This is a genomic window from Streptomyces sp. NPDC045955 (genome assembly GCF_056430805.1).
In genome coordinates, this window is sequence record NZ_JBWKKY010000009.1 from 288,728 (window position 1) to 310,116 (window position 21,389).

The 21,389-nt window shown below is 70.4% G+C and carries 20 protein-coding genes and 3 pseudogenes; 5 read left to right on the forward strand and 18 right to left on the reverse strand.

Features of this window, described 5'->3' with window-relative positions; all coding sequences use genetic code 11:
* Nucleotides 1-2 precede the first annotated feature (2 nt).
* Genes AC07F0_RS20975 through AC07F0_RS20985 form a run of 3 tightly spaced genes read right to left on the reverse strand, consistent with a single transcriptional unit; the run spans nucleotide 3 to nucleotide 2,854 of the window.
* Entirely contained in the window at nucleotides 3-866 is an 864-nt protein-coding gene (locus AC07F0_RS20975) for an ABC transporter ATP-binding protein (RefSeq protein ID WP_478980849.1), read from the reverse strand.
* A complete protein-coding gene (locus tag AC07F0_RS20980) occupies nucleotides 856-1,848 on the reverse strand; it encodes a branched-chain amino acid ABC transporter permease (RefSeq protein ID WP_478980851.1) in 993 nt (330 codons plus the stop codon). Before AC07F0_RS20980 ends, AC07F0_RS20975 begins: the two co-directional genes overlap by 11 nt.
* A gap of 10 nt (nucleotides 1,849-1,858) precedes the next feature.
* Nucleotides 1,859-2,854, reverse strand: coding sequence for a branched-chain amino acid ABC transporter permease (locus AC07F0_RS20985; protein WP_478980853.1), 996 nt, complete (start codon nucleotides 2,852-2,854; stop codon nucleotides 1,859-1,861).
* 114 nt (nucleotides 2,855-2,968) lie between these two features.
* On the opposite strand from AC07F0_RS20985, the gene AC07F0_RS20990 reads away from it, so the two are divergent.
* Entirely contained in the window at nucleotides 2,969-3,880 is a 912-nt protein-coding gene (locus AC07F0_RS20990; RefSeq protein WP_478980855.1) for an SAM-dependent methyltransferase, read from the forward strand.
* Between the two features lie 47 nt (nucleotides 3,881-3,927).
* Entirely contained in the window at nucleotides 3,928-4,212 is a 285-nt protein-coding gene (locus AC07F0_RS20995; RefSeq protein WP_478980857.1) for a DUF6332 family protein, read from the forward strand.
* Here the strand turns inward: AC07F0_RS20995 and AC07F0_RS21000 are convergent.
* Complete coding sequence (locus tag AC07F0_RS21000; protein WP_478980859.1) at nucleotides 4,173-4,838, reverse strand: response regulator; 666 nt, start codon at nucleotides 4,836-4,838, stop codon at nucleotides 4,173-4,175. The two genes, AC07F0_RS20995 and AC07F0_RS21000, sit on opposite strands and share 40 nt — an antisense overlap.
* A 42-nt stretch (nucleotides 4,839-4,880) precedes the next feature.
* A complete protein-coding gene (locus AC07F0_RS21005) occupies nucleotides 4,881-6,104 on the reverse strand; it encodes a sensor histidine kinase (protein WP_478980861.1) in 1,224 nt (407 codons plus the stop codon).
* An 84-nt stretch (nucleotides 6,105-6,188) separates the two neighbouring features.
* Here AC07F0_RS21005 and AC07F0_RS21010 point away from each other — a divergent pair.
* Nucleotides 6,189-6,284: pseudogene (locus tag AC07F0_RS21010) on the forward strand (deazaflavin-dependent nitroreductase); the annotation flags it as partial.
* Here AC07F0_RS21010 and AC07F0_RS21015 read toward each other — a convergent pair.
* Nucleotides 6,268-7,512, reverse strand: coding sequence for a geranylgeranyl reductase family protein (locus AC07F0_RS21015; RefSeq protein ID WP_478980863.1), 1,245 nt, complete (start codon nucleotides 7,510-7,512; stop codon nucleotides 6,268-6,270). The pseudogene AC07F0_RS21010 and the gene AC07F0_RS21015 sit on opposite strands and share 17 nt — an antisense overlap.
* 134 nt (nucleotides 7,513-7,646) lie before the next feature.
* On the opposite strand from AC07F0_RS21015, the gene AC07F0_RS21020 reads away from it, so the two are divergent.
* The gene (locus AC07F0_RS21020; protein WP_478980865.1) at nucleotides 7,647-9,002 is read left to right on the forward strand and encodes a M20/M25/M40 family metallo-hydrolase; all 1,356 of its coding nucleotides are present in this window, start codon (nucleotides 7,647-7,649) and stop codon (nucleotides 9,000-9,002) included.
* A 61-nt stretch (nucleotides 9,003-9,063) separates the two neighbouring features.
* A pseudogene (locus AC07F0_RS21025) lies at nucleotides 9,064-9,270 on the forward strand (MBL fold metallo-hydrolase); the annotation flags it as partial.
* A gap of 173 nt (nucleotides 9,271-9,443) precedes the next feature.
* Here the strand turns inward: AC07F0_RS21025 and AC07F0_RS21030 are convergent.
* The 12 genes and pseudogenes from AC07F0_RS21030 to AC07F0_RS21085 form a co-directional block, all read right to left on the reverse strand.
* Nucleotides 9,444-10,529 (reverse strand): ABC transporter ATP-binding protein, encoded by a 1,086-nt coding sequence (locus AC07F0_RS21030; RefSeq protein ID WP_478980867.1) that lies wholly within the window; start codon nucleotides 10,527-10,529, stop codon nucleotides 9,444-9,446.
* A gap of 26 nt (nucleotides 10,530-10,555) precedes the next feature.
* On the reverse strand, nucleotides 10,556-11,656 hold the full coding sequence (locus AC07F0_RS21035) for an ABC transporter ATP-binding protein (RefSeq protein ID WP_478980869.1): 1,101 nt from the start codon (nucleotides 11,654-11,656) through the stop codon (nucleotides 10,556-10,558).
* Nucleotides 11,657-11,683: 27 nt separating this feature from the next.
* Nucleotides 11,684-12,676, reverse strand: coding sequence for an ABC transporter permease (locus tag AC07F0_RS21040; RefSeq protein WP_436728122.1), 993 nt, complete (start codon nucleotides 12,674-12,676; stop codon nucleotides 11,684-11,686).
* 74 nt (nucleotides 12,677-12,750) lie between these two features.
* Nucleotides 12,751-14,427, reverse strand: a complete 1,677-nt coding sequence (locus AC07F0_RS21045; RefSeq protein WP_478980871.1) for an ABC transporter substrate-binding protein — start codon at nucleotides 14,425-14,427, stop codon at nucleotides 12,751-12,753.
* 78 nt (nucleotides 14,428-14,505) lie between these two features.
* Nucleotides 14,506-15,537: an ABC transporter permease gene (locus tag AC07F0_RS21050; RefSeq protein ID WP_436728120.1), complete on the reverse strand. Its 1,032-nt coding sequence runs from the start codon at nucleotides 15,535-15,537 to the stop codon at nucleotides 14,506-14,508.
* Between the two features lie 304 nt (nucleotides 15,538-15,841).
* On the reverse strand, nucleotides 15,842-16,885 hold the full coding sequence (locus AC07F0_RS21055) for an NUDIX hydrolase (RefSeq protein ID WP_478980873.1): 1,044 nt from the start codon (nucleotides 16,883-16,885) through the stop codon (nucleotides 15,842-15,844).
* A gap of 143 nt (nucleotides 16,886-17,028) precedes the next feature.
* Nucleotides 17,029-17,229 (reverse strand): hypothetical protein, encoded by a 201-nt coding sequence (locus AC07F0_RS21060; protein WP_478980875.1) that lies wholly within the window; start codon nucleotides 17,227-17,229, stop codon nucleotides 17,029-17,031.
* Between the two features lie 67 nt (nucleotides 17,230-17,296).
* Nucleotides 17,297-17,533 carry a hypothetical protein gene (locus AC07F0_RS21065; RefSeq protein WP_436728117.1) on the reverse strand — a complete coding sequence of 79 codons (237 nt, stop codon included), beginning with the start codon at nucleotides 17,531-17,533 and terminating at the stop codon, nucleotides 17,297-17,299.
* A gap of 50 nt (nucleotides 17,534-17,583) precedes the next feature.
* A pseudogene (locus AC07F0_RS21070) lies at nucleotides 17,584-17,858 on the reverse strand (hypothetical protein).
* Between the two features lie 139 nt (nucleotides 17,859-17,997).
* Entirely contained in the window at nucleotides 17,998-20,391 is a 2,394-nt protein-coding gene (locus AC07F0_RS21075; RefSeq protein ID WP_478980877.1) for an ATP-binding cassette domain-containing protein, read from the reverse strand.
* Between the two features lie 118 nt (nucleotides 20,392-20,509).
* On the reverse strand, nucleotides 20,510-20,923 hold the full coding sequence (locus AC07F0_RS21080) for a VOC family protein (protein ID WP_478980879.1): 414 nt from the start codon (nucleotides 20,921-20,923) through the stop codon (nucleotides 20,510-20,512).
* 10 nt (nucleotides 20,924-20,933) lie between these two features.
* Nucleotides 20,934-21,377 carry a helix-turn-helix transcriptional regulator gene (locus AC07F0_RS21085; protein ID WP_478980881.1) on the reverse strand — a complete coding sequence of 148 codons (444 nt, stop codon included), beginning with the start codon at nucleotides 21,375-21,377 and terminating at the stop codon, nucleotides 20,934-20,936.
* Nucleotides 21,378-21,389 lie beyond the last annotated feature (12 nt).

A 21,389-nucleotide genomic window follows, 5' to 3' on the forward strand; every position in this document is an offset into this window, starting at 1 on the left:
CTTCACTCCTTCCCCTCGGTCGTCCCCGGTTCGTCGTGCCGCTTGCCCAGATAGGCGTCCACGACGGCGGCGTTCCGGCCGATCGTGTGCGGTGGGCCCTCGGCCACCAGGTGGCCGTCGGCCATGACGGCCACCCAGTCGCTGATGCCCATCACCACGTCCATGTCGTGCTCGACGAAGCACACCGTGAGCCCCTCGTCCCGCAACTGCGTGATGTGTCCGAGCAGCGACTGGGTCAGCGCGGGGTTCACCCCGGCCATCGGCTCGTCGAGCAGGAGCATGACCGGCCGGGCCATCAGCGCGCGGGCCAGTTCCAGCAGTTTGCGCTGCCCCCCGGAGAGCGTGCCGGCGTGGTCGTCGCGCAGCGGCCCGAGCCGGAACCGGTCCAGCAGTTCGTCGGCCCGCCGCTCGGACTCCCGCTCCTGCCCGCGCCACACGGGTCGCAGCAGCGCGGGCAGCGCCCGCTCGCCTCGTTGCCCGGGCGCGGCGAGCAGCATGTTCTCCAGCACGGTGAGCCTGGCGAGCGTCCTGGTGAGCTGGAAGGTACGGACCATTCCGCGCCGCGCCACCCGGTGCGCCGGGGAGCCGGTGAGCGGCTGTCCGTCGAACGACCACCGGCCGCCGTCGGCCCGGTCGAAGCCGCTCACCACGTTGAACAGGGTGGTCTTGCCGGCGCCGTTGGGCCCGATGAGCGCGGTGATGGCCCCGCGCTGTACCTCCAGGTGCTCGACCCGCACGGCCACGAGACCGCCGAAGGTACGGGTCACCTGGTCCAGGACCAGCAGGGGATCGGGCTTGCGCACCCCCGGCTCGGGATCGGTCGCGGCGAGCCGGCCGGTGCCGGATGCGTGGGTGTCAGCGGCCACTGAGCAGCATCTCCTTCCGGCTGCCGAGGATGCCCTGCGGCCGGAACGCGACCAGCAGGATCAGCGCGATGCCGACCAGCGCGAAGCGCACCGCGCCGACCTCCGACGTGCTGATGAGGTCCGGCGAGATGTACTCGGCGTCGATGGCCTGGCGGAGCGCGCTGTCGAGGAAGCTGAGGACGAACCAGAACAGGATCGAGCCGACGACCGGCCCGAGGATCCGCCCGGCACCCCCGAGGACGAGCAGCGTGTACAGGAAGAACGTGACGCCCGGATCGTAGTTGTCCGGGTTCACGGACTGCACCTGGATCGCCTGCATCATGCCCGCGACCGCCCCGATGACGCCGCCGAGCACGAGGCTCTGCATCTTGTACGCGTAGACGTTCTTGCCGAGGCTGCGCGCGGCGACCTCGTCCTCACGGATCGACCGGATGACCCGGCCCCAGGGGCTGTGGATCAGCAGGGCCAGCAGCCCTCCGACCACGAGCACCAGGGCCCATCCGACGATCATCACCCAGAGGTCGCGGGAGCTGAACCGCACGAGCCACACGCCATAGGTGCCGGGATCGATGGGATTCAGGTCGTAGAAGTCGTTCGCGAATCTCTGCAGCCCGAACACCCCACCGGTGACCGGCTCGGCCCAGCTGGACCGGTAGAACAGCCGGAGCGTCTCCCCCGCTGCGATCGTGGTGATCGCGAGGTAGTCGGCGCGCAGCCGCAGGGTGGGCAGGCCGAGGAGCAGTGCCAGCACGATCGCGCAGGCCATTCCGCCGAGGACGCCGAGCCACATCGGACCGTCGTACGTCGACACGGTGATGGCGAGCCCGTAGCCGCCGACCAGCATGAAACCGACCTGGCCGAAGTTCAGCAGCCCCGTGTAACCGAAATGCAGGTTCAGCCCCATCGCGGCGAGCGCGTAGACGGCGGCGATGGGGCCGATTCCCGAACGCAGGGCGTCGGAGACGATGGCCGAGAAGTCCATGGCGCACCCCTCACCCGACGCGTTCGGCCCGGCCGAGGATGCCCTGCGGCCGGACGAGGAGGACGAGGATGAGGACGAGCAGCGCCCAGGCGTACTGCAGGTCGACCGGGAACCACAGGGTGGACATCTGGGCGACGACGCCGATGACGAGGCTGCCGACCATCGCACCGTAGGCGGATCCTAGGCCGCCCAGGATGATCCCCGCGAACATGAGCAGCAGGAGCTTGAAGCCCATGTCCCAGGTGACGATCTCCACCAGGCCGAAGAAGACCCCGCCGAGCGCGGCCAGCCCGCCGGCGAGCATCCACACGAACAGCACCACCCGCTGCACGTCGATGCCCGACGCCTCCGCGAGGTCACGGTTGGCGGAGACGGCCCGCACGGCCGTGCCGATCCGCGTCTTCTGCAGGAGCGCGGCGACACCGAGCAGCACCAGCACGGCGAGCAGGGTGACGGTGAGGTCCCGCGGGGTGATGCCGGCCGGGCCCAGGTCGATCGTGTTCTGGATGTCGTACTGCGCGTAGGAGGCGGGCCGGGTTCCGTACAGCACGAGGACGACGTGGCGCAGCAGCAGCGAGAGCCCGATGGTGACGATGAACATGTTGATCAACCCGGTGCCGCGCGCTCGCAGCGGGCGCCAGATGCCGCGTTCGACCGCGCCGCCCAGCAGGGCGCCGAAGACCACCGCGGCGAGGGCGGCGGGGATCAGGTGCCAGCCCGGACCGGCCGCGGAGACGTTGAGGAAGAAGGCGAAGGTGGCGCCGATCGTCACGAACTCACCGTGCGCGAAGTTGATCAGATGGATGGTGCCGAAGATCAGCGAGAGCCCGACCGAGGTGATCGCGATGATCACCCCGAACTGGATGCCGTCGATCAGCGCCTGCAGAGCGCGTGCGGCGAAGGTGGGGCCGTGCGGAACTTCCCCACCCTGTGCCCGGGCTGAGAGCGCGGGCACTGTCAAGAGGACCAGGGCGAGGGCCGGTGCGAGCATTCGCTGAGAGCGCACGGCGATTCCGGTACGTCACGAACGTCCCTTATGGGCCCAGTGTAAGCGCAGGTCGAGGCGGTGACACGGACAGTGGGCCCGGTATGAGTGCCCTCGGAGAGGGGAGGATGCGGGATGGGTGGCAGCGGGGACCTCGCGAGTGCGTACAACGACGACAGCGTGCTCTTCCGGGTGCTGCGGCACCTCGGCTGGGACAGCCTGGTCGACATCGGCTACTTCACGCTGCCCACCCTGCCGCTCGTGGCCCTGGCCGGGCCGGTGCCCTTTCAGCGCCGGCTGGCTCGCCGGTCGCTGGCGCTGCTGGACACCCGGCCGGGACAGCTCGTCCTGGACGCCGGATGCGGTCGCGGTGACACCACCGCGCGGTTGGGCGCCGCGGGATGCCGGGCGCTGGGCGTGGACATCCAGCCCGAGCAGATCGACCAGGCACGTCGCCGCTTCGGCGGCCTTTCCAGCGTGCGTTTCGCCGTCGCCGACGCCACGGCTCTGCCGCGGCAGGCGGCGCGGATCCCGCTGACGGATGGTTCCTTCGACCGGGTGCACTGCCTGGAGGCCGCCTTCCACTTCGGCCATGAGGGCCGCAGGTCGTTCCTGAGCGAGAGCTTCCGGCTGCTCCGTCCCGGAGGCCGGCTCGTCCTCGTGGATGTCACGTCCCGTACGGACCAGCCGCTCGGAACCCTCGACCCGGACGGCCTCGTACGCGGGACCTGGCGCTTCGACGACATCGAACCCTGCGAGCGGTACCCGCTGATGGCGTCCGCCGCCGGCTTCACCACGCGCCGGATCCTCGACTGGACCACTCCCGTACTCCACAGGGCGGCCCAACTCTGCGCCCTGTTCGCCGCCACAGCGTCCACCCGGGCCGGCCGACAGGCCCTGTGCCTGCGGTGGCCGGGCCTCAGGACACTCGACGCACAGGACTGGGACGAGGTCATCGCCGTCGTCCGGGCCCACCGGGCCATCGGGCGCGTCACGCGCTACACGGCCTACGTCCTCGACAAACCAGAGGGAGGTGTTGACCCCTAGCCCTTGGGGCGCTTGCCCACCGGGTGTCCTCCTGTTTGACTCGCCGTATGACCAGTCACGGGGGACGCCGCACGCAGGCCGAACGGGATGCCGTCACCGTCGAGATCGGGTATGCGCTGTGCAGTGCGGCGTTCGCGGCGGCGGTGGTCTTCGGGGCTGTGGCCGGTCCCGCGCTGCTCTTCGACCTCCCGGACACGCCGGAGCGTCTGCTGCCGCGCGCCGGGCTGGTGCTCGCGCCCGTCCTCTTCGCCGCCCGGGTCGTCAGTGTGCTGGTCCGGTTCCGCTCGGCGGATCAGCCCAGCCAGCCCGGCCGCACCAGCCCGGACTCGTAGGCGAGTACGACCAGTTGGGCCCGGTCGCGGGCGCCCAGCTTCACCATCGTGCGACTGACGTGCGTCTTCGCGGTGAGCGGGCTGACGACCAGGCGGCGGGCGATCTCCTCGTTGGACAGGCCGATGCCGACCAGGGCCATCACCTCCCGCTCCCGCTCGGTGAGCCCGGCCAGCGCGCCGACCGCCGCGGGTTCCTTGGAGCGGACCGCGAACTCGGCGATCAGGCGGCGCGTCACCCCGGGCGAGAGCAGCGCGTCGCCCACGACCACCGCCCTCACGGCACGCAGGAGTTCGTCCGGCTCGGTGTCCTTGACCAGGAAGCCGGAGGCGCCCGAACGGATCGCCTCGAAGACGTACTCGTCGAGTTCGAAGGTGGTGAGCATGACCACCTTGACGTCCTTCAGGTCCCGGTCCTCGGTGACCCGGCGAGTCGCGGCCAGGCCGTCCAGCACGGGCATGCGGATGTCCATCAGCACGACGTCGGGCCGCAGTTCGCGGATCCCCCGCACGGCCTCCTCCCCGTCGGCGGCCTCCGCGGCCACCTCGATGTCGGGCTGCGCGTCGAGCAGCGCCCGGAACCCGGCCCGGACCAGTGACTGGTCGTCGGCGAGCAGTACGCGGATCACCGGTCCTCCTTCGGCACTTCTCTGGTTCCGTTCACGTGCGGCTCAGGTCCCGGCGGAAGCCGTCAGGGGCAGTACGGCGAGCACCCGGAAACCGCCGTCCGGGCGGGGTCCCGCCTCGATGGTGCCACCCAGCGCGGCGGCCCGCTCCCGCATGCCGGCCAGCCCGTTGCCGCTGCCGCCCGCATCGGCACCGGTCGCGGGCCCGTCGTCGTCGACCCGCAGCCGCAGCACGTTCGCGTCGTGCGCGAGGTGCACGCGCGCGTGCCGCGAGCCCGAGTGCCGTACGACGTTGGTCAGGGCCTCCTGGACGATCCGGAAGGCGGCGAGGTCCGTGCCGGGAGCGAGCCGGGGCGGCTCCCCCTCGACCTCCACCGTGAGACCCGCCCTCGCGGCCTGTTCCACCAGCTCGGGCAGCCGGTCCAGCCCGGGCGCGGGCGCGCGCGGCGCGTCACCGGGCGCGCGCAGTGTGTCGAGCACCTGGCGCACCTCGCCGAGCGCCTCCTTGCTCTGGGCCTTGATCGTGGTGAGCGCGGTACGGGCCTGTTCGGGATCGGAGTCGAGGAGCGCGAGGCCGACACCCGCCTGCACGTTGATCACGGAAATGCTGTGGGCGAGCACGTCGTGCAGCTCCTGCGCGATCCGCAGCCGCTCCTCATCGGCCCGCCGCCGCGCGGCCTCGGCGCGCTCGGCCCGCTCGCGGGCCCACTGCTCGCGCCGGACCCGGACCAGCTCCGACACCGCCGCGATCGCCACCACCCAGGTGGCGACCACCAGTTCCTCGCCCCAGGAGGCGGCGGAGTCCCCCGACGGCGGAAGCCACTGGTACAGCCAGTGCGCCACCAGGAGGTGCCCGGCCCAGAGCGTGCCCATCGCCGCCCATGCCACCCGGCGATCCCCGGCGACGATCGCGCTGAAGCACGCCAGAGCGACGGTGAGGAGCACCGGCCCGTACGGATACCCGGCTCCCAGGTAGACCATGACGGCACCCGCGGTGCCGAAGACCACGGCCACCGGATACCGCTTGCGCCACAGCAGCAGCGCCCCGGCCACCACCAGCAGCACCCGCGCGAACGGGTCCACGGCCGCCCGCTCGCCCTCCTGGCCATGAGCGGCGAAGTTCGAGCCGACCAGCACGAAGACCGTGACGGCGACGGTGGACCGCCAGGGCCACCGGGACGCACGCTCCCCCTCGCCCCACCGGTCCCACCAGGGAGGTCCGTGCCGCCACCACTGCGGCGGACCGCCCCGCACCCGCTGCCCGTCCATACCGGCCACGCTAGACGCCGCCGAGCCGCGGCGGCGTCACCAGGCGTGGTGATCAGGCGTACTCCCCGGGAAGTACGGCGCCCGGTCTTCTTCAACGGCGTCGGCCCCGACTCCCCGGACGACCAGCTGCGCCGGATCGCCCCCGATCACCCGATCTTCGAGATCACTCTGAAGGGCTGATCTCCTCGCGCGTCGCGGCGGGACGGCGGTCCAGCGCGGTCAGGGCCCGCTGGGCCACCGGATACGTGCGGACGATCTCGCCCAGCGACGTCGAGCCCTGCGTGATCTCCTTGAACGCCCGCCAGGCCGGACGGAAGCTCGTCAGCGCCGCGTGGAACAGGCCGGGGCGGCGCTCGAACACGGTCAGCAGCCGCTTGCCGACGCTCATCTCCACACCGAGCCCGGCCTTGACCGCGAAGGCGTAGTTGAGGGCCTGCCGGCGCGTGTCCACGGCGTCATGCGCCTCGGCGATCCGCACCGCCCACTCCCCCGCGAGCCGCCCGGACCGCAGCGCGAAGGAGATGCCCTCGCGGGTCCACGGCTCCAGCAGCCCCGCCGCGTCGCCGCACACCAGCACCCGCCCGCGCGAGAGCGGCGAGTCGTCGGCGCGGCAGCGGGTCAAGTGCCCGGAGGAGATGCTCGGTTCGAAGCCGGCGAGACCCAGCCGCCCGACGAACTCCTCCAAGTACCGCTTCGTCGCGGCGCCTTCGCCCCGCGCAGAGATCACCCCCACCGTCAGGGTGTCGCCCTTGGGGAAGACCCAGCCGTAACTGCCGGGCATGGGGCCCCAGTCGAGGAGCACCCGCCCCTTCCAGTCCTCGGCGACGGTCTCCGGCACCGGGATCTCCACTTCCAGGCCGAGGTCCACCTGGTCGACCTTGACGCCGACATGCGCCCCTATGCGGCTGGCACTGCCGTCCGCGCCGACCACGGCCCGCGCGAGCAGGACCTCGCCGCCCTGGAGGATCACGGCGACCGTGCGCCGGTCGGGCACCGCCGAGCCGTGCTGCTCGACCCGCTGGACCGTGACACCGGTGCGCAGCTCGGCGCCCGCCTTCTGCGCGTGCTCGACGAGCTGCTGGTCGAACTCGGGCCGGTTGATCAGCCCGAACAGCATCTGCTTGGACCGGCGGGTGCGCGTGAAGCGGCCGTTGTTGGAGAACGTCACCGCGTGCACCCGGTCCCTGAGCGGCAGCTCGAAGCCGGGCGGGAGGGCGTCGCGCGAGGGGCCGATGATGCCGCCGCCGCACGTCTTGTACCGCGGCAGCTCCGCCTTCTCCAGCAACAGCACGCGTCTGCCGGCGACCGCCGCCGCGTACGCGGCCGAAGCACCCGCGGGTCCCGCGCCCACCACGACGACGTCCCACACCTGTCGCACGTCGTCCGCCGAAGAGTTCTCGCTGCTCACGATGGTCTACTGCTCCCGATCAAGCCGCCTGCCCCTGCTGTCTCCCGCATCCTACGGCGGACCTGGCCACAGGCCGCTGTGGGAGGATCTACGGCACTCACCGCTACAACGTCGCACCCACGAGGAGCGTGCCCATGTCGTCGCATCCGGTCGCCGAGACCGTCGCCGCCCTGATGCCCAGGGCGAAGGAGGAGCTCACCGAACTGGTGGCCTTCCGGTCGGTGGCGGACTTCGACCAGTTCCCCAGGAGCGAGAGCGAGGGCGCCGCCCGCTGGGTCGCGGACGCGCTGGCCGCCGAGGGGTTCCGGGACGTGGCCCTGCTCGACACCCCCGACGGCACGCAGTCGGTCTACGGCTACCTGCCCGGCCCCGAGGGCGCGAAGACGGTCCTGCTGTACGCGCACTACGACGTGCAGCCGCCGCTGGACGAGGCCGGCTGGGCGACGCCGCCGTTCGAACTGACCGAGCGGGACGGTCGCTGGTACGGGCGCGGGGCCGCCGACTGCAAGGGCGGTGTCATCATGCACCTGCTGGCACTGCGCGCGCTGAAGGCGAACGGCGGTGTCCCGGTCCACGTGAAGGTGATCGCCGAGGGCTCGGAGGAGCAGGGCACGGGCGGCCTGGAGCGGTACGCGGAGGCGCACCCGGATCTGCTGGAGGCCGACACGATCGTCATCGGCGACGCGGGCAACTTCCGGGTCGGGCTGCCGACCGTCACCTCCACCCTGCGCGGTATGACGCTCGTCCGCGTGCGGATCGACACGCTCGCCGGCAATCTGCACTCGGGCCAGTTCGGCGGTGCCGCGCCCGATGCGCTGGCCGCCCTGATCCGGGTCCTGGACTCGCTGCGCGCCGAGGACGGTTCGACGACCGTCGACGGACTCACCGGGGACTCGGCCTGGGAGGGGCTCCAGTACGACGAGGAGCGGTTCCGGCAGGACGCCAAGGTGCTGGACGGCGTGGAGCTGATCGGCTCGGGGACGGTCGCCGACCGCATCTGGGCGCGCCCGGCCGTGACGGTCCTCGGCATCGACTGCCCGCCCGTCGTCGGCGCCACCCCGTCCGTGCAGGCCAGCGCCCGGGCACTGATCAGCCTGCGGGTGCCGCCGGGCGTGGACGCGGCCGAGGCGACCAAGCTGCTCCAGGCACACCTGGAGGCGCACACGCCCTGGGGTGCCCGGGTGAGCACCGAGCAGATCGGCCAGGGCCAGGCCTTCCGCGCGGACACCACCAGCCCGGCGTACCAGGCCATGGCGGACGCGATGGCGGTGGCGTACCCGGGGCAGGAGATGCAGTACGCGGGACAGGGCGGCTCCATCCCGCTGTGCAACACGCTGGCCGCGCTGTATCCGCGTGCGGAGATCCTGCTCATCGGGCTGAGCGAGCCGGAGGCCCAGATCCACGCGGTGAACGAGAGCGTGTCCCCCGAGGAGCTGGAGCGGCTGTCGGTGGCGGAGGCGCTGTTCCTGCGCAACTACGCGGCGAGCTGACCGCTCTGCCCTCGGCAGAAGGCCCTCGCCCGCGGGCGGGGGCCTTTTCTACGGTCGTCCCATGGACGTCGTAGAGCTCCTCCCCCGCCTCCACCTGCTGCGCTTCCCGGTCGGCCAGGCCTACCTGTGGCGCGACGGCGACGACCACGCCGAGCTGACGCTGATCGACGCCGGGCCGCCCGGCTCCGGCGCCCCGATCGCCGAGGCCGTGACAGCGCTCGGCCGTGATCCGCGGGACGTACGGCGGATCGTGCTCACCCACTTCCACCGGGCCACACACCGGGCGGCATCGCGCTCCATCTCCCGGAGCACGGCGTGCTGTTCACGCCGATGCTCTGCATCGACGCCCTCCTCCGCCTTGCAACTGCACGCACCAGACCCCGCTCACCGGCGCCGAAGAGGTGCCGCCGATTCCCTGCGACCTGATCCGAACGACAGACCCTAGCCGAGCGCCGGATCGAGGACGATGTCCTCCTCGCGCGGTGCGACCGTCGGCTCCTCGGGGAAGTGGCAGGCGGTGAGATGGCCCGAGAGGCTGCCCGCGGCCCGTACCAGCCGCGGTTCCTCGGTGGCGCACTTGTCCTGGGCCTTCCAGCAGCGGGTGCGGAAGCGGCAGCCGGAGGGCGGGTCGATCGGTGAGGGCACGTCGCCGGCCAGCCGGATGCGCTCGCGTCGCTCGGTGGCGTCCGGGTCGGCCTCGGGCACGGCGGACAGCAGCGCGTGCGTGTAGGGGTGCCGTGGCCGGGTGTAGAGCGACTCCCGGTCGGCGACCTCCACGATCTTGCCGAGGTACATCACGGCGACGCGTTCGGAGAAGTGCCGTACGACGGCGAGGTCGTGGGCGATGAAGACGAAGGCGATGCCGAACTCCCGCTGGAGGTCCTGGAGCAGGTTGACGACCTGCGCCTGGATGGACACGTCCAGCGCGGAGACGGGTTCGTCGGCCACGATCAGCTTGGGCCGCAGGGCGAGGGCGCGGGCGATGCCGATGCGCTGGCGCTGGCCGCCGGAGAACTCGTTCGGGTAGCGGTTGTAGTGCTCGGGGTTGAGCCCGACCGTCTCCAGGAGTTCCTGGGCGCGGCGCTTGTGGCCCTGGGGCGGGTTGATGCCGTTGAGCCGCATCGGCGTCTCGATGATGGTGCCGACGGTGTGCCGGGGGTTCAGCGAGGAGTACGGATCCTGGAAGATCATCTGAAGGTTGCGGCGGGCCTGGAGCATCCGTCCGGGGGGCCGGTGGGTGATGTCCTCGCCGTCGAACACGACGGAGCCGCCGGTGGGTTCGAGCAGCCGAGTGATCAGGCGGCCGGTGGTCGACTTGCCGCACCCGGACTCGCCGACCAGGCCCAGCGACTCGGCCGGTCCGACCGAAAAGTCGATGCCGTCGACGGCTCGTACGGCCCCGATCTGCCGCTGGAAGATGATGCCCTGCCGGAGGGCGAAGTGCTTCTGCAGACCGCGCACTTCGAGGAGGTTCTCGCCGGTGGGCCGGTCGGTGGTGCGCCCGGTGAGGGGCTGGGTGGTGCTCACGGCATGCTCCCTTTCGTCCGCCGCCGTCACTGCGCGGCCCGTGCGGCTGCGGCGCCGCGGTCGTCCGGGCCGGTCCCGCCGAGGATCTCCTGTTTGGCCTCGTCGCTGAGATGGCACGCGGCGAGGTGCCCTGCGGTGCCGGAGACGAGGCGCAGCTCGGGCCGCTCCACGGTGCAACGGCCCTCCGGGACCCAGCCCTTGTAGGCGCAGCGCGGGTGGAAGGCGCAGCCGTCCGGCAGGTTGATCAGGCTCGGCGGGGTGCCGGGGATCGGGTCGAGCCGTTCGCCGACGTCGCCGGTGAGGTGCGGCATGGACTGCAACAGGCCCCAGGTGTACGGGTGCTGGGGCTGCTTGAGGACCTCGCGGGTGGTGCCGTACTCGATGCGGCGGCCGCCGTACATCACCAGGATGTCGTCGGCGATGTCGCAGACCACGCCGAGGTCGTGCGTGATGATGACCACGGCGGAGCCGAACTCCTCCTGGAGATCGCGGATCAGGTCGAGGATCTGCGCCTGGACGGTGACGTCCAGGGCGGTGGTGGGCTCGTCGGCGATGAGCAGGGCGGGGTCGCAGACCAGGGACATGGCGATCATGGCGCGTTGGCGCATGCCGCCGGAGAACTGGTGCGGGTAGTCCCTGACCCGGCGCTCGGGCTGCGGGATGCCGACCCGCTTCAGCATCTCCACCGCGCGGTCCTTGGCCTCCTTCTTGGAGACCTTGTGGTGGACGCGGTAGGCCTCGGCGATCTGGGAGCCGACGGTGAAGAAGGGGTGCAGCGCGGACAGCGGGTCCTGGAAGATCATGGAGACCGTGCGGCCGCGCAGTGCGCGCATGTCGGGCTCGGGCAGGGCGACGAGTTCCCTGCCCTCCAGCCAGATCTCGCCGCTGACCTGGGCGCGGGTGCCCTTGTGCAGTCCGAGCAGGGCCAGCGAGGTCACCGACTTGCCGGAGCCGGACTCGCCGACGATGCCGAGGGTGCTGCCCTTCTCCAGGGTGAAGGAGACGCCGTCGACGGACTTGACGAGGCCGTCCTCGGTCGGGAAGTGCACCCTCAGGTCGCGTACGTCGAGGAAGGGTGCGGGCGCGGGGGTGACGTCCGCGGGCTGCGGTGAGGTCTGAACGGACACGGGTGTTCCTAAGGACGGAAGCGGGGCTCAGGCGAGGCGCACGCGCGGGTCGACGAGGCCGTACACCAGGTCGACGACCACGTTGGCGAGGACGACGAACGTCGCGGCGAAGAGGGTGGTGCCGAGGATGACCGGCAGGTCGGAGTTCTGGACGGAGTCGACCGCGAGCTTGCCGATGCCGTTGATGCCGAACACGGACTCGGTGATGACCGCGGAGCCGCCGATCAGGGAGCCGACGTCCATGCCGAAGATGGTGATGATCGGGGTGATGGCGGCCCGCAGTCCGTGCTTGAGGACGACGGTGGCGGCCGGCAGGCCCTTGGCGCGGGCGGTGCGCATGTAGTCCTCGGCGAAGACCTCCAGCATGGAGGAGCGGGTGAGCCGGGTGTACATCGCGAGGTAGACGATGACCAGGGTGGCCCACGGCAGGATCAGGCCCTTGAACCAGCCTGCCGGGTCCTCGGTGATCGAGGTGTAGCCGGAGGTCGGCAGGATCTGGAACTTGTCGACGAAGAGGTACAGCAGGAGCAGACCGATGAAGTAGATCTGCACCGACACACCGAACAGGGCCAGTCCGACCGCCGCCTTGTCGGCGGCCTTGCCCCTGCGGACCGCGGCGACGGTGCCGAGGCCCACGCCCAGGACGAGGAACGCCACCGCGGCGCCGAGACCGAGGGAGAGGTCCGCCGGGAAGTCCTGGAGGAGCGTCGTCAGCACGGGGGTGTCGGTCTGGAAGGAGATGCCGAGGCAGGGCGCCGCGCAGTGGATGCGGACGCTCTGGTCGCCGTAGTCGCGGCCCGCCACCAGTCCCTTGACGAACTCCCAGTACTGCGTCAGATAGCTCTGGTCCAGGCCCAGCGAGTGCTTGATCTCCGCGAGACGGGAGGGCGAGCAGGTCTTTCCGCAGGCCAGGAGCGCGGGGTTGGACGGCAGCGCGAAGAAGATGAAGAAGGTGATCGTCGTGATCACCAGCATGATCACGGCCGCTGCCAGCAGGCGTCTGATGAGGTAACGAAACATGGGGTGCCGGGACCTGACGTGAGTGGGGTGCCCGCCGGCGGACCGGGCCGCCGGCGGGGTTCAGAGGGGATGCGTCACTGCTTGATGTAGGCGTGCACCAGGCTGGGTTCGGCCATGATCGAGTCGTCGATGACACCGCCGACCTTCGAGCCGCTCACCTCGCTGAAGTTCATGTACATCAGCGGGACCACGGCGGCGTCCTTCAGGATCTGCTCGTCCAGCTCCCCGTAAGCGACGTTGCGCTGCTTGATGTCGGTCATCTTGCCGATCTTGTCGATCTGGGCGTTGACCTTCGGGTCGTTCAGGTACGAGATGTCGTTGTTGGACTGCGGGAGCTTCTTGATCTGGCGCCCGTCGAAGAGGGTGGGCAGCACGGTGGAGGCGTTGGGCCAGTCCGCGATCCAGTCGCCCCACGTCAGGTCGTACTGGTTCTTCACGTTGTCCACGGTGCTGAAGTAGTTGTTCTTGTCGATCGGGGTGATGTTCACCGTGATGCCGATCTTCGCCAGCGCGGTCTTCACGGCGTCGGCGAAGTGCTCGTGCGTGGGGATGTTCTCCACCGCGAGCGACATCGTCGGCTTGGGGTTGCCGGCCTGCTTCATGAGGGCCTTGGCCTTGGTGAGGTCACCCGCGGGGTTGCTGCTGTAGAGGTTGAAGTCCTTGTGGCCGTCGATACCGGGGGCGAGCATCGTGGTGGCGTAGTTGCCGTAGGCGGAACCGCCGAAGGCGCCGCGTACGGTGGTCTTGTCGACGGCGTACTCGATGGCCTCTCGGACCTTGATGTCCTTGACGCGGTTCATGTTGATCGCCATGTAGTTGATGCCCGGGGCCGGGATCTTGTAGTAGCGCGACTTGAGCGACGGGTCGCTCGCCATGGCTGTCAGGTCGGAGCCGGCGATCGGCGTCTGGGTGATCGCCGTCTGGGCGGAGCCGCCGTCGGACTTGATCTGCTGGTCGATGGCGGCCTGGTCCTGCCCGAACTTCGCGTCGATCTCGTCGAGGTTCTGCTGACGGATCGGGTCGGTCGGCTGGCTCCAGTTCTTGTTCCGGACGAGGACCATTTCCTTGTTCTTGGCGTACGACTTGATCATGTAGGGCCCGTCGGACCAGACGTGCGTGTCGTATGTGGCGCCGGTGTCATGGGCCTTGGGTACCGCCGACCACCCGGTCATGGTGGTCGTCTCGTTGAAGTCGGCGACGGGCTGGTTGAGATGGAAGACGAGGGTGTACTTGTCCGGTGTCTGGATCGAGGCCAGCTGCTTGCCCTGGTACGGGCCCTTGTAGGAGTCGCCACCGACCAGCCACTGACTGGCGTACGGCGGGCCGCCGTTGATGTCCGGGGAGAAGGCCCGCTCGACGCCGTACTTGACGTCCTGCGCGGTGACCTCCGTCCCGTCCTGCCACTTGACGCCGTGGCGCAGGTGGAACGTCCACACCGTGGCGCCCTTGCTCGGCGTTCCCGTATCGGTGGCCAGGTCGCCGACCAGCTTGGGCGCGGACCCGGTCTCGTTCCATCCGGTCAGGGTGCGGACCAGTTCGTAGTCCATGCTCGAACCCTCGGTGGTGTACGTCCGCTGGGGGTCGATGTGGTTGAAGTCGGCGTCGTCGAGGATCGTCAGCGTGCCGCCCTTGGACGGGGAGCCGCCGGCGCTGTTGCCGGAGGACCCTCCGCATGCGGTGGCCCCCAGGGCGATCACCACGGCGGAGGCCGTGAGAGCGACCGTGCGCGATCTGCGCGTGCTGCGCGTCATTGAGGAAACTCCGTTTCTTGCTACGGGCTCGGCGGCCGTTCGTGGGGCCGCCGGGCCGACACTCGGGGGGGTGGCTTGTCAGCCGCGCCGGGCGCGGGGATCCAGGGCGTCCCGGACGCCGTCCCCGAGGAGATTGAGCGCCAGGACCAGGAGGAAGAGCAGGACACCGGGCACGAAGAGGTACATCGGGTCCTGGAGGAAGAACTGGGAGGCGTCCGACAGCAGGGATCCCCAGTCGGGGTTGGGCGGGATGACGCCGACGCCCAGGTACGACAGGGCCGCCTCGGTGGTGATGTTCTGCGGGACGGCGAGGGCGAAGGAGATCAGGATCGGCGCCCACAGGTTGGGCAGCAGCTGCCGGAAGAGGATGTGCCGCCGACCGGCGCTCATCAGCCGCGCGGCGTCGACGAACTCCCGCTCGCGCAGGGACAGCACCTGTCCGCGCACCAGCCGGGCGGTGTACGCCCAGGCGAAGACGGCGATGTTGAGGACGAGGACGAGCAGCCGGAGGTTCTCGTCGGTGCCGCCGTGGCTGTTGGTCTGCAGGGCGTTCTGGATCACCGGGGTGAGCGCGATGATGAACAGCAGCTGCGGGAAGGCCAGCATGACGTCCATGACCCGTGACAGCAGGGAGTCGACCCAGCCGCCGAAGTAGCCGGCGGCGAGCCCCGCCACGACACCGACCGCGGTGGACAGCACGGCCGAGGCGAAACCCACGTAGAGGGAGGTGCGCAGGCCGTAGACGATGCGGGCGAACAGGTCGTAGCCGGTGCCCGGTTCGACGCCGAGGAGGTGCTGGGCGCTGATGCCGCCCAGCGATCCGTAGGGGAAGTTGCCCGTGTCGGGGTTGATCGCCTTGTTGTCGGGGGTGATCGGTCCCCAGCTGGTCAGTGCGGTGAGGACCGGCGCGAGCAGTGCGACCGCGATGAACAGGAGGGTGGCCGCCAGGGCGGCCGTGGTGACCTTGTCCCGCCTGATCCGCTTCCAGGCCATGCGGGCCGGTGAGCGGCCGGCGACGACCGTGTCGGCGGGTCGGGGGTCCTGCGTCGACGGCTCGGCGAGCAGGGCGGTGCCGCCGCCGGCGTCGGCCGGCTGGTGTTGCGTGGTCATCGTACGGACATCCCGGATCTGCCCCTGAGGCAAGGAAATTGAGTGGCGGCCGAAAGCGCCGCCGTGAGACTCTGCGGACTTTCGCAATGGCGTGCGAGTCCGGTCAAGCCGAGCAGGGGCCGGAAAAGGGATTGTTTGCGGTCATGGAACAGTGTTGACGAGCACGGGGAATGTGATTACCCGCCACGTGAGGGAGTGCGGGAGATTCCTTGGGCAGCGGTTGACAGTGGCTCCGTGGACGTTTCCTTTTGCTTTTCCCTCGGAATCCCCCGCGCCGGGTAAAAGGCGAGCGGAAAGCTCGGCGTCAGCCGACCGGCACCCCGGCTTCCAGATAGAACGCCGCTCCGCGTTCGCGGGCCCGCAGGGCCCAGCGCAGCCGCTCGTAGCGCACCGGTGGCAGCAGGTCGGCGGCCTCCTGTTCGGTGACGAACCGCCAGTCACGCAGCTCCGGCCCGGGCAGCAGCAGCCGCCCGGCCTCGGCGGAGTCGAGGAGGCCGCCGTCGAAGAGGAGCCGCAGTCCGCCGAATCCGGGGGGTGAGGGACGTTCCCAGTCGACGACGAGGAGGCTCGGTACCTCGTCGAGGTGGATGCCGGTCTCCTCGGCGACCTCCCGCACTCCGGCGCGCGCGGGCGCCTCACCGGGTTCGACGACCCCGCCGGGGAACTCCCAGCCGGCCTTGTAGGTGGGGTCGACGAGCAGCACCCGGTCCTGTTCGTCGAAGAGGAGCACTCCGGCGGCGAGCGTCTCGGCGGTGGGCTCGGGCGTCTGCACGATGTCGCAGGCGGGCACGGACCCGCTGGTGACGGCCTCGGCTATCCGGGCGGCTGTCTCGCGGGGCGTGAGGTCGCTGCTGTCGACGAGGTGGGCGTCGGCGGTGAGCCAGGAGGCGAGGGCGGCGCGGTACGGCTCGATGTGGTCGAAGGACCACCGGCGTATTCGCATCTCGCCGTCGGGCAGGTCCGGCGGAACCTCGCGACCCGCTATCCGCTCCCGCAGTATCGTTTCGGCCGGAGCGAGCAGGATGTGGCTGACCGGAATCCTGCGGGCGGCCAGGCCGCCGAAGATCTCGTCGCGGTACTCCTGGCGCAGCAGGGTCATGGGAACCACCAGGGTCCCGCCGAGCTCGGCGAGCATCGCGGCTGCCGTGTCGATCACGAGCCGTCGCCAGATCGGCAGGTCCTGGAAGTCGCCGACCTCGGCGAGGTGTTTGGGCGGCAGCAGGTACCGGAGCGCTCCGCCGATGACCTCGGGGTCGAAGAGCGTGCTGTTCGGGATCAGTTCGATCAGTTCCTGTGCGGTGGTGGTCTTCCCCGCACCGAACGCGCCGTTGATCCAGACGACGGTCACAGGTCCCCCTCTTCTGTTGGCCCCCTGAGGCTTGCCCGCTCCACCCTGCCACGGAAACCAGCCGCAGTTGAGTGCGCATCACGACGGCGCCGACGCCCCCTCCTCGGGTGCGCCGGCGCCGTGGGCCGGGAACGGGCAGGCCGTCAGCCCTTCTCCTGCTCTTGGGCGGCGTCCTCCCTGTCCAGGGACAGGCCGTCCTTGGCGACGTTGTCGGGGACGGTACGGAGGGTCTCGTCCACGTTGAGAGGGCCGAGGCTCTCTCCGAGGGCGTGCGACGGGGTGACCGCCGCGACGACGAACCCGGTGGCCAGGGAGGCGATGGCGAGCATGCTGCGCTTCTTCATGCCCGGCTCAACTGCCGGACACGCCGCGCGGTCACGCACCCGGACCCGACCGGTCGAAGCCGGGGCGTCACGCCAGGTCGTCATCCGGGGCCGTGCCCCACGCGGTGGGGCCGCCGCCACGCCACTCGATCAGCCCGGACGCCGCCACGTACGCCTCGTCCGCGTCCTCGATCCCCGCCCGCCGCAGGAACTCGGCGACGTCCAGCAGCCCGTAGGCGATCCCGAGGAACTGGTCGTCCACGCGCACCCGCCGGCCACCGTCAGTAGCGGGCGGGTAGACAACGACGGGTTTCACGGACGCCATGGCACCAGCGTGCGCGGGAACGGCGCCGGGCGCTCGCCGGAGTGGGCCGTTCAGCCCGCCTTCTGCGTCTGGCGGAACTCGTGGACGTCGGCGGTGAGCGTGCCGTCCTGCTGCTCGTGGTGGGACAGGGCGAGTCCGAGACCGAAGAAGGTGGGCGCCCATTCACCGACGAAGATCCCCCAGCGGTCGGCGCGGGCGACGTTGACGCCGGGTTCCAGCTTCACGGAGCCCACCCAGGCGGCGACACGAGGCCGATGGACGCCATGGCGGCCATGCAGGCGTGCTCGCTGCGGACGCCCATCTCGTGCATCTTCTTGATGATCATCAGCGGCTCCGTTCTGTGGGAGGTCAGGGACGGAGCGCCTTCCAAGGGTGCCGATATCCACACTTTCGCCGCTTATGTCCAAAAAGGTAGGCCGTGAGACGAGCTCGGTGTGCTCGCCTCACAGCCCCGCAGAACGTCGTCAGGCGCCCACGTACGCCGCCAGGTGCTCCCCGGTCAGGGTGGAGCGGGCCGCCACGAGGTCGGCCGGTGTGCCCTCGAAGACGATCCGGCCGCCGTCGTGGCCGGCGCCGGGGCCGAGGTCGATGATCCAGTCGGCGTGGGCCATGACCGCCTGGTGGTGCTCGATGACGACGACCGACTTGCCGGAGTCCACGAGCCGGTCGAGCAGGCCGAGCAGCTGCTCCACGTCCGCGAGGTGGAGGCCGGTGGTCGGCTCGTCGAGGACGTAGATGCCGCCCTTCTCCGCCATGTGCGTGGCCAGCTTGAGGCGCTGCCGCTCGCCGCCGGAGAGGGTGGTGAGCGGCTGGCCGAGGGTGAGGTAGCCGAGCCCGACGTCGGCGAGCCGCTCCAGGATCTTGTGCGCGGCCGGGGTGCGAGCCTCCCCCGCGCCGAAGAACTCCTCGGCCTCGGCCACCGACATCGCCAGCACCTCGCTGATGTCCCGGCCGCCGAGGTGGTACTCCAGCACCGAGGCCTGGAACCGCTTGCCCTCGCAGTCCTCGCAGGGAGTGTCGACGCCGGCCATCATGCCGAGGTCGAGGTAGATGACGCCGGCGCCGTTGCAGGTGGGGCAGGCACCCTCGGAGTTGGCGCTGAACAGGGCCGGCTTCACGCCGTTGACCTTGGCGAAGGCCTTGCGGATCGGGTCGAGCAGCCCGGTGTAGGTCGCGGGGTTGCTGCGCCGGGAACCCTTGATCGGGCTCTGGTCCACCGAGACGACCCCCGCGTCGGCCGGGATGGACCCGTGCAGCAGGGAGCTCTTGCCGGAGCCGGCGACACCGGTGACGACGGTGAGCACTCCGAGCGGGATGTCGACGTCGACGTCCCGGAGGTTGTTCGCCGAGGCGCCCCGGATCTCCAGCGCGCCGGTGGCCTTGCGGACCGTCTCTTTGAGGGTGGCCCGGTCGTCGAGATGACGGCCGGTGACGGTGTCCGCGGCCCGCAGTCCCTCGACCGTGCCCTCGAAGCAGACGGTGCCGCCCGCCGTGCCGGCGCCGGGACCGAGGTCGACGACGTGGTCGGCGATCGCGATCGCCTCCGGCTTGTGCTCCACGACGAGCACCGTGTTGCCCTTGTCCCGCAGTCGCAGCAGCAGGTTGTTCATCCGCTGGATGTCATGCGGGTGCAGGCCGATGGTCGGCTCGTCGAAGACGTAGGTGACGTCCGTGAGCGAGGAGCCGAGGTGGCGGATCATCTTCACGCGCTGCGCCTCGCCACCCGACAGCGTGCCGGCCGCGCGGTCGAGCGAGAGATAGCCCAGGCCGATCTCCACGAACGAGTCGAGCGTGCCCTGCAACGCGGTGAGCAGCGGCGCCACGGACGGCTCCGAGAGCTTCCGGACCCACTCGGCCAGATCCCTGATCTCCATCGCGCAGGCGTCGGCGATGCTGATGTCGCCGATCTTCGAGGATCTGGCGCCCTCGCTCAGCCGGGTGCCGTCGCACTCGGGACAGACGGTGAACGTGACCGCCCGCTCCACGAACGCCCGGATGTGCGGCTGCATCGCCTCCTTGTCCTTGGACAGGAAGGACTTCTGGATCTTGGGGATCAGTCCCTCGTAGGTGAGGTTGATGCCGTTGACCTTGATCTTGACCGGTTCCCCGTAGAGGAAGGCGTGCAGCTCCTTCTTGGTGTACTCGCGGATCGGCTTGTCCGGGTCGACGAAGCCCGACTGGGCGTAGAGCTGCACGGTCCACTGGCTGTCCGACTTCCAGCCGGGGATGGTGAACGCGCCCTCGGACAGCGACTTGGAGTCGTCGTAGAGCTGGGTGAGGTCGATGTCGGAAACCTTGCCGCGGCCCTCGCAGCGGTTGCACATGCCGCCAGTGCGCTCGAAGGTCGCCTTCTGGGCCTTGGTCCTGGCGCCGCGCTCGACGGTGATCGCGCCGCTCGCCCGGACCGAGGCGGTGTTGAAGGAGTAGGCGCTGGGCGGGCCGATGTGCGGCTTGCCGAGCCGGCTGAAGAGGATGCGCAGCATCGCGTTGGCGTCGGTGGCGGTGCCGACCGTGGAGCGGGGGTCGCCGCCCATCCGCTGCTGGTCCACGGCGATCGCGGTCGTCAGCCCGTCGAGCACGTCGACCTCGGGCCGGGCCCGGTTGGGCATGAAGCCCTGCAGGAAGGCGCTGTAGGTCTCGTTGATCAGCCGCTGCGACTCCGCCGCGATCGTGTCGAACACCAGCGAGCTCTTGCCCGAGCCGGACACGCCGGTGAACACCGTCAGCCGGCGCTTGGGGATCTCGATGCTGATGTCCTTGAGGTTGTTCTCGCGCGCGCCGTGCACACGGATCACATCGTGGCTGTCGGCGACGTGCGGTCCGGACGACTCCGTGTCCGTCCTCGTGGCCATGCTCATCGGTCTCCCTCTGTCGGGCGGCGCTGCCGCGGTCGGGCGATCTGGTCTCCCCGCGCCGCTCCGGAGGCGCGGCGCGGGGGTGTTGCGCGTGGATCCGTGGGCCGGCGCTACCGGGTCGTCACGGCTTGAGCTGCTGGATGCGGACCATGTTGCCCGCGGGGTCGCGGAAGGCGCAGTCGCGAACGCCGTACGGCTGGTCCACGGGCTCCTGGACCACCTCGGCGTCGCCCGCCTGCACCCGTTCGAAGACGGCGTCGACGTCGCGAGTGGCCAGCACGATGCCGGCGTAGGTGCCCTTGGCCATCATCTCGGCGATGGTCTTGCGCTCGTCCTCGGTGACGCCGGGGTCGGCGGCCGGCGGATGCAGCACGATGTTCGTGCCGGGCTGGCCGACGGGTCCGACCGTGATCCAGCGCATGCCCTGGTATCCGACGTCGCCCCGGACTTCGAAACCGAGGGTGTCGCGGTAGAACGCCAGGGCGGCGTCCGGGTCGTCGTGCGGAAGGAAGCTGGCGTGAATGGTGAGATCCATGGCCATCACGCTAGTTTCGGCCCGGGGCGGGCGCTTCTCGATTCCTGATCGGTCTGGTCACCTGTTTCGCCACGCACGACGGAATGCCCGCGGTGGCGAGGACCGCCTGGCGCCGGAAAGCGCTGGGCGGCATGCCGACCAGTTCCGTGAAGCGGGTGCTGAACGTGCCCAGCGACGAGCAGCCGACTTCGAAACACACCTCGGTCACGCTGAGGTCTCCGCGACGCAGCAGCGCCATGGCGCGCTCGATGCGGCGCGTCATGAGATAGCTGTACGGCGACTCGCCGTAGGCGCGCTTGAACTCGCGGCTGAGATGCCCGGCCGACATGTGCACACCCCGGGCCAGCGCCTCGACGTCCAGCGGCCGTGCGTACTCCCGGTCGATCCGGTCCTTGACCCGGCGCAGGAGGGCGAGGTCGCGCAGGTGCTGCGCCGGGGCGGGTCTGCTGCTCACAGGCGCGATCGT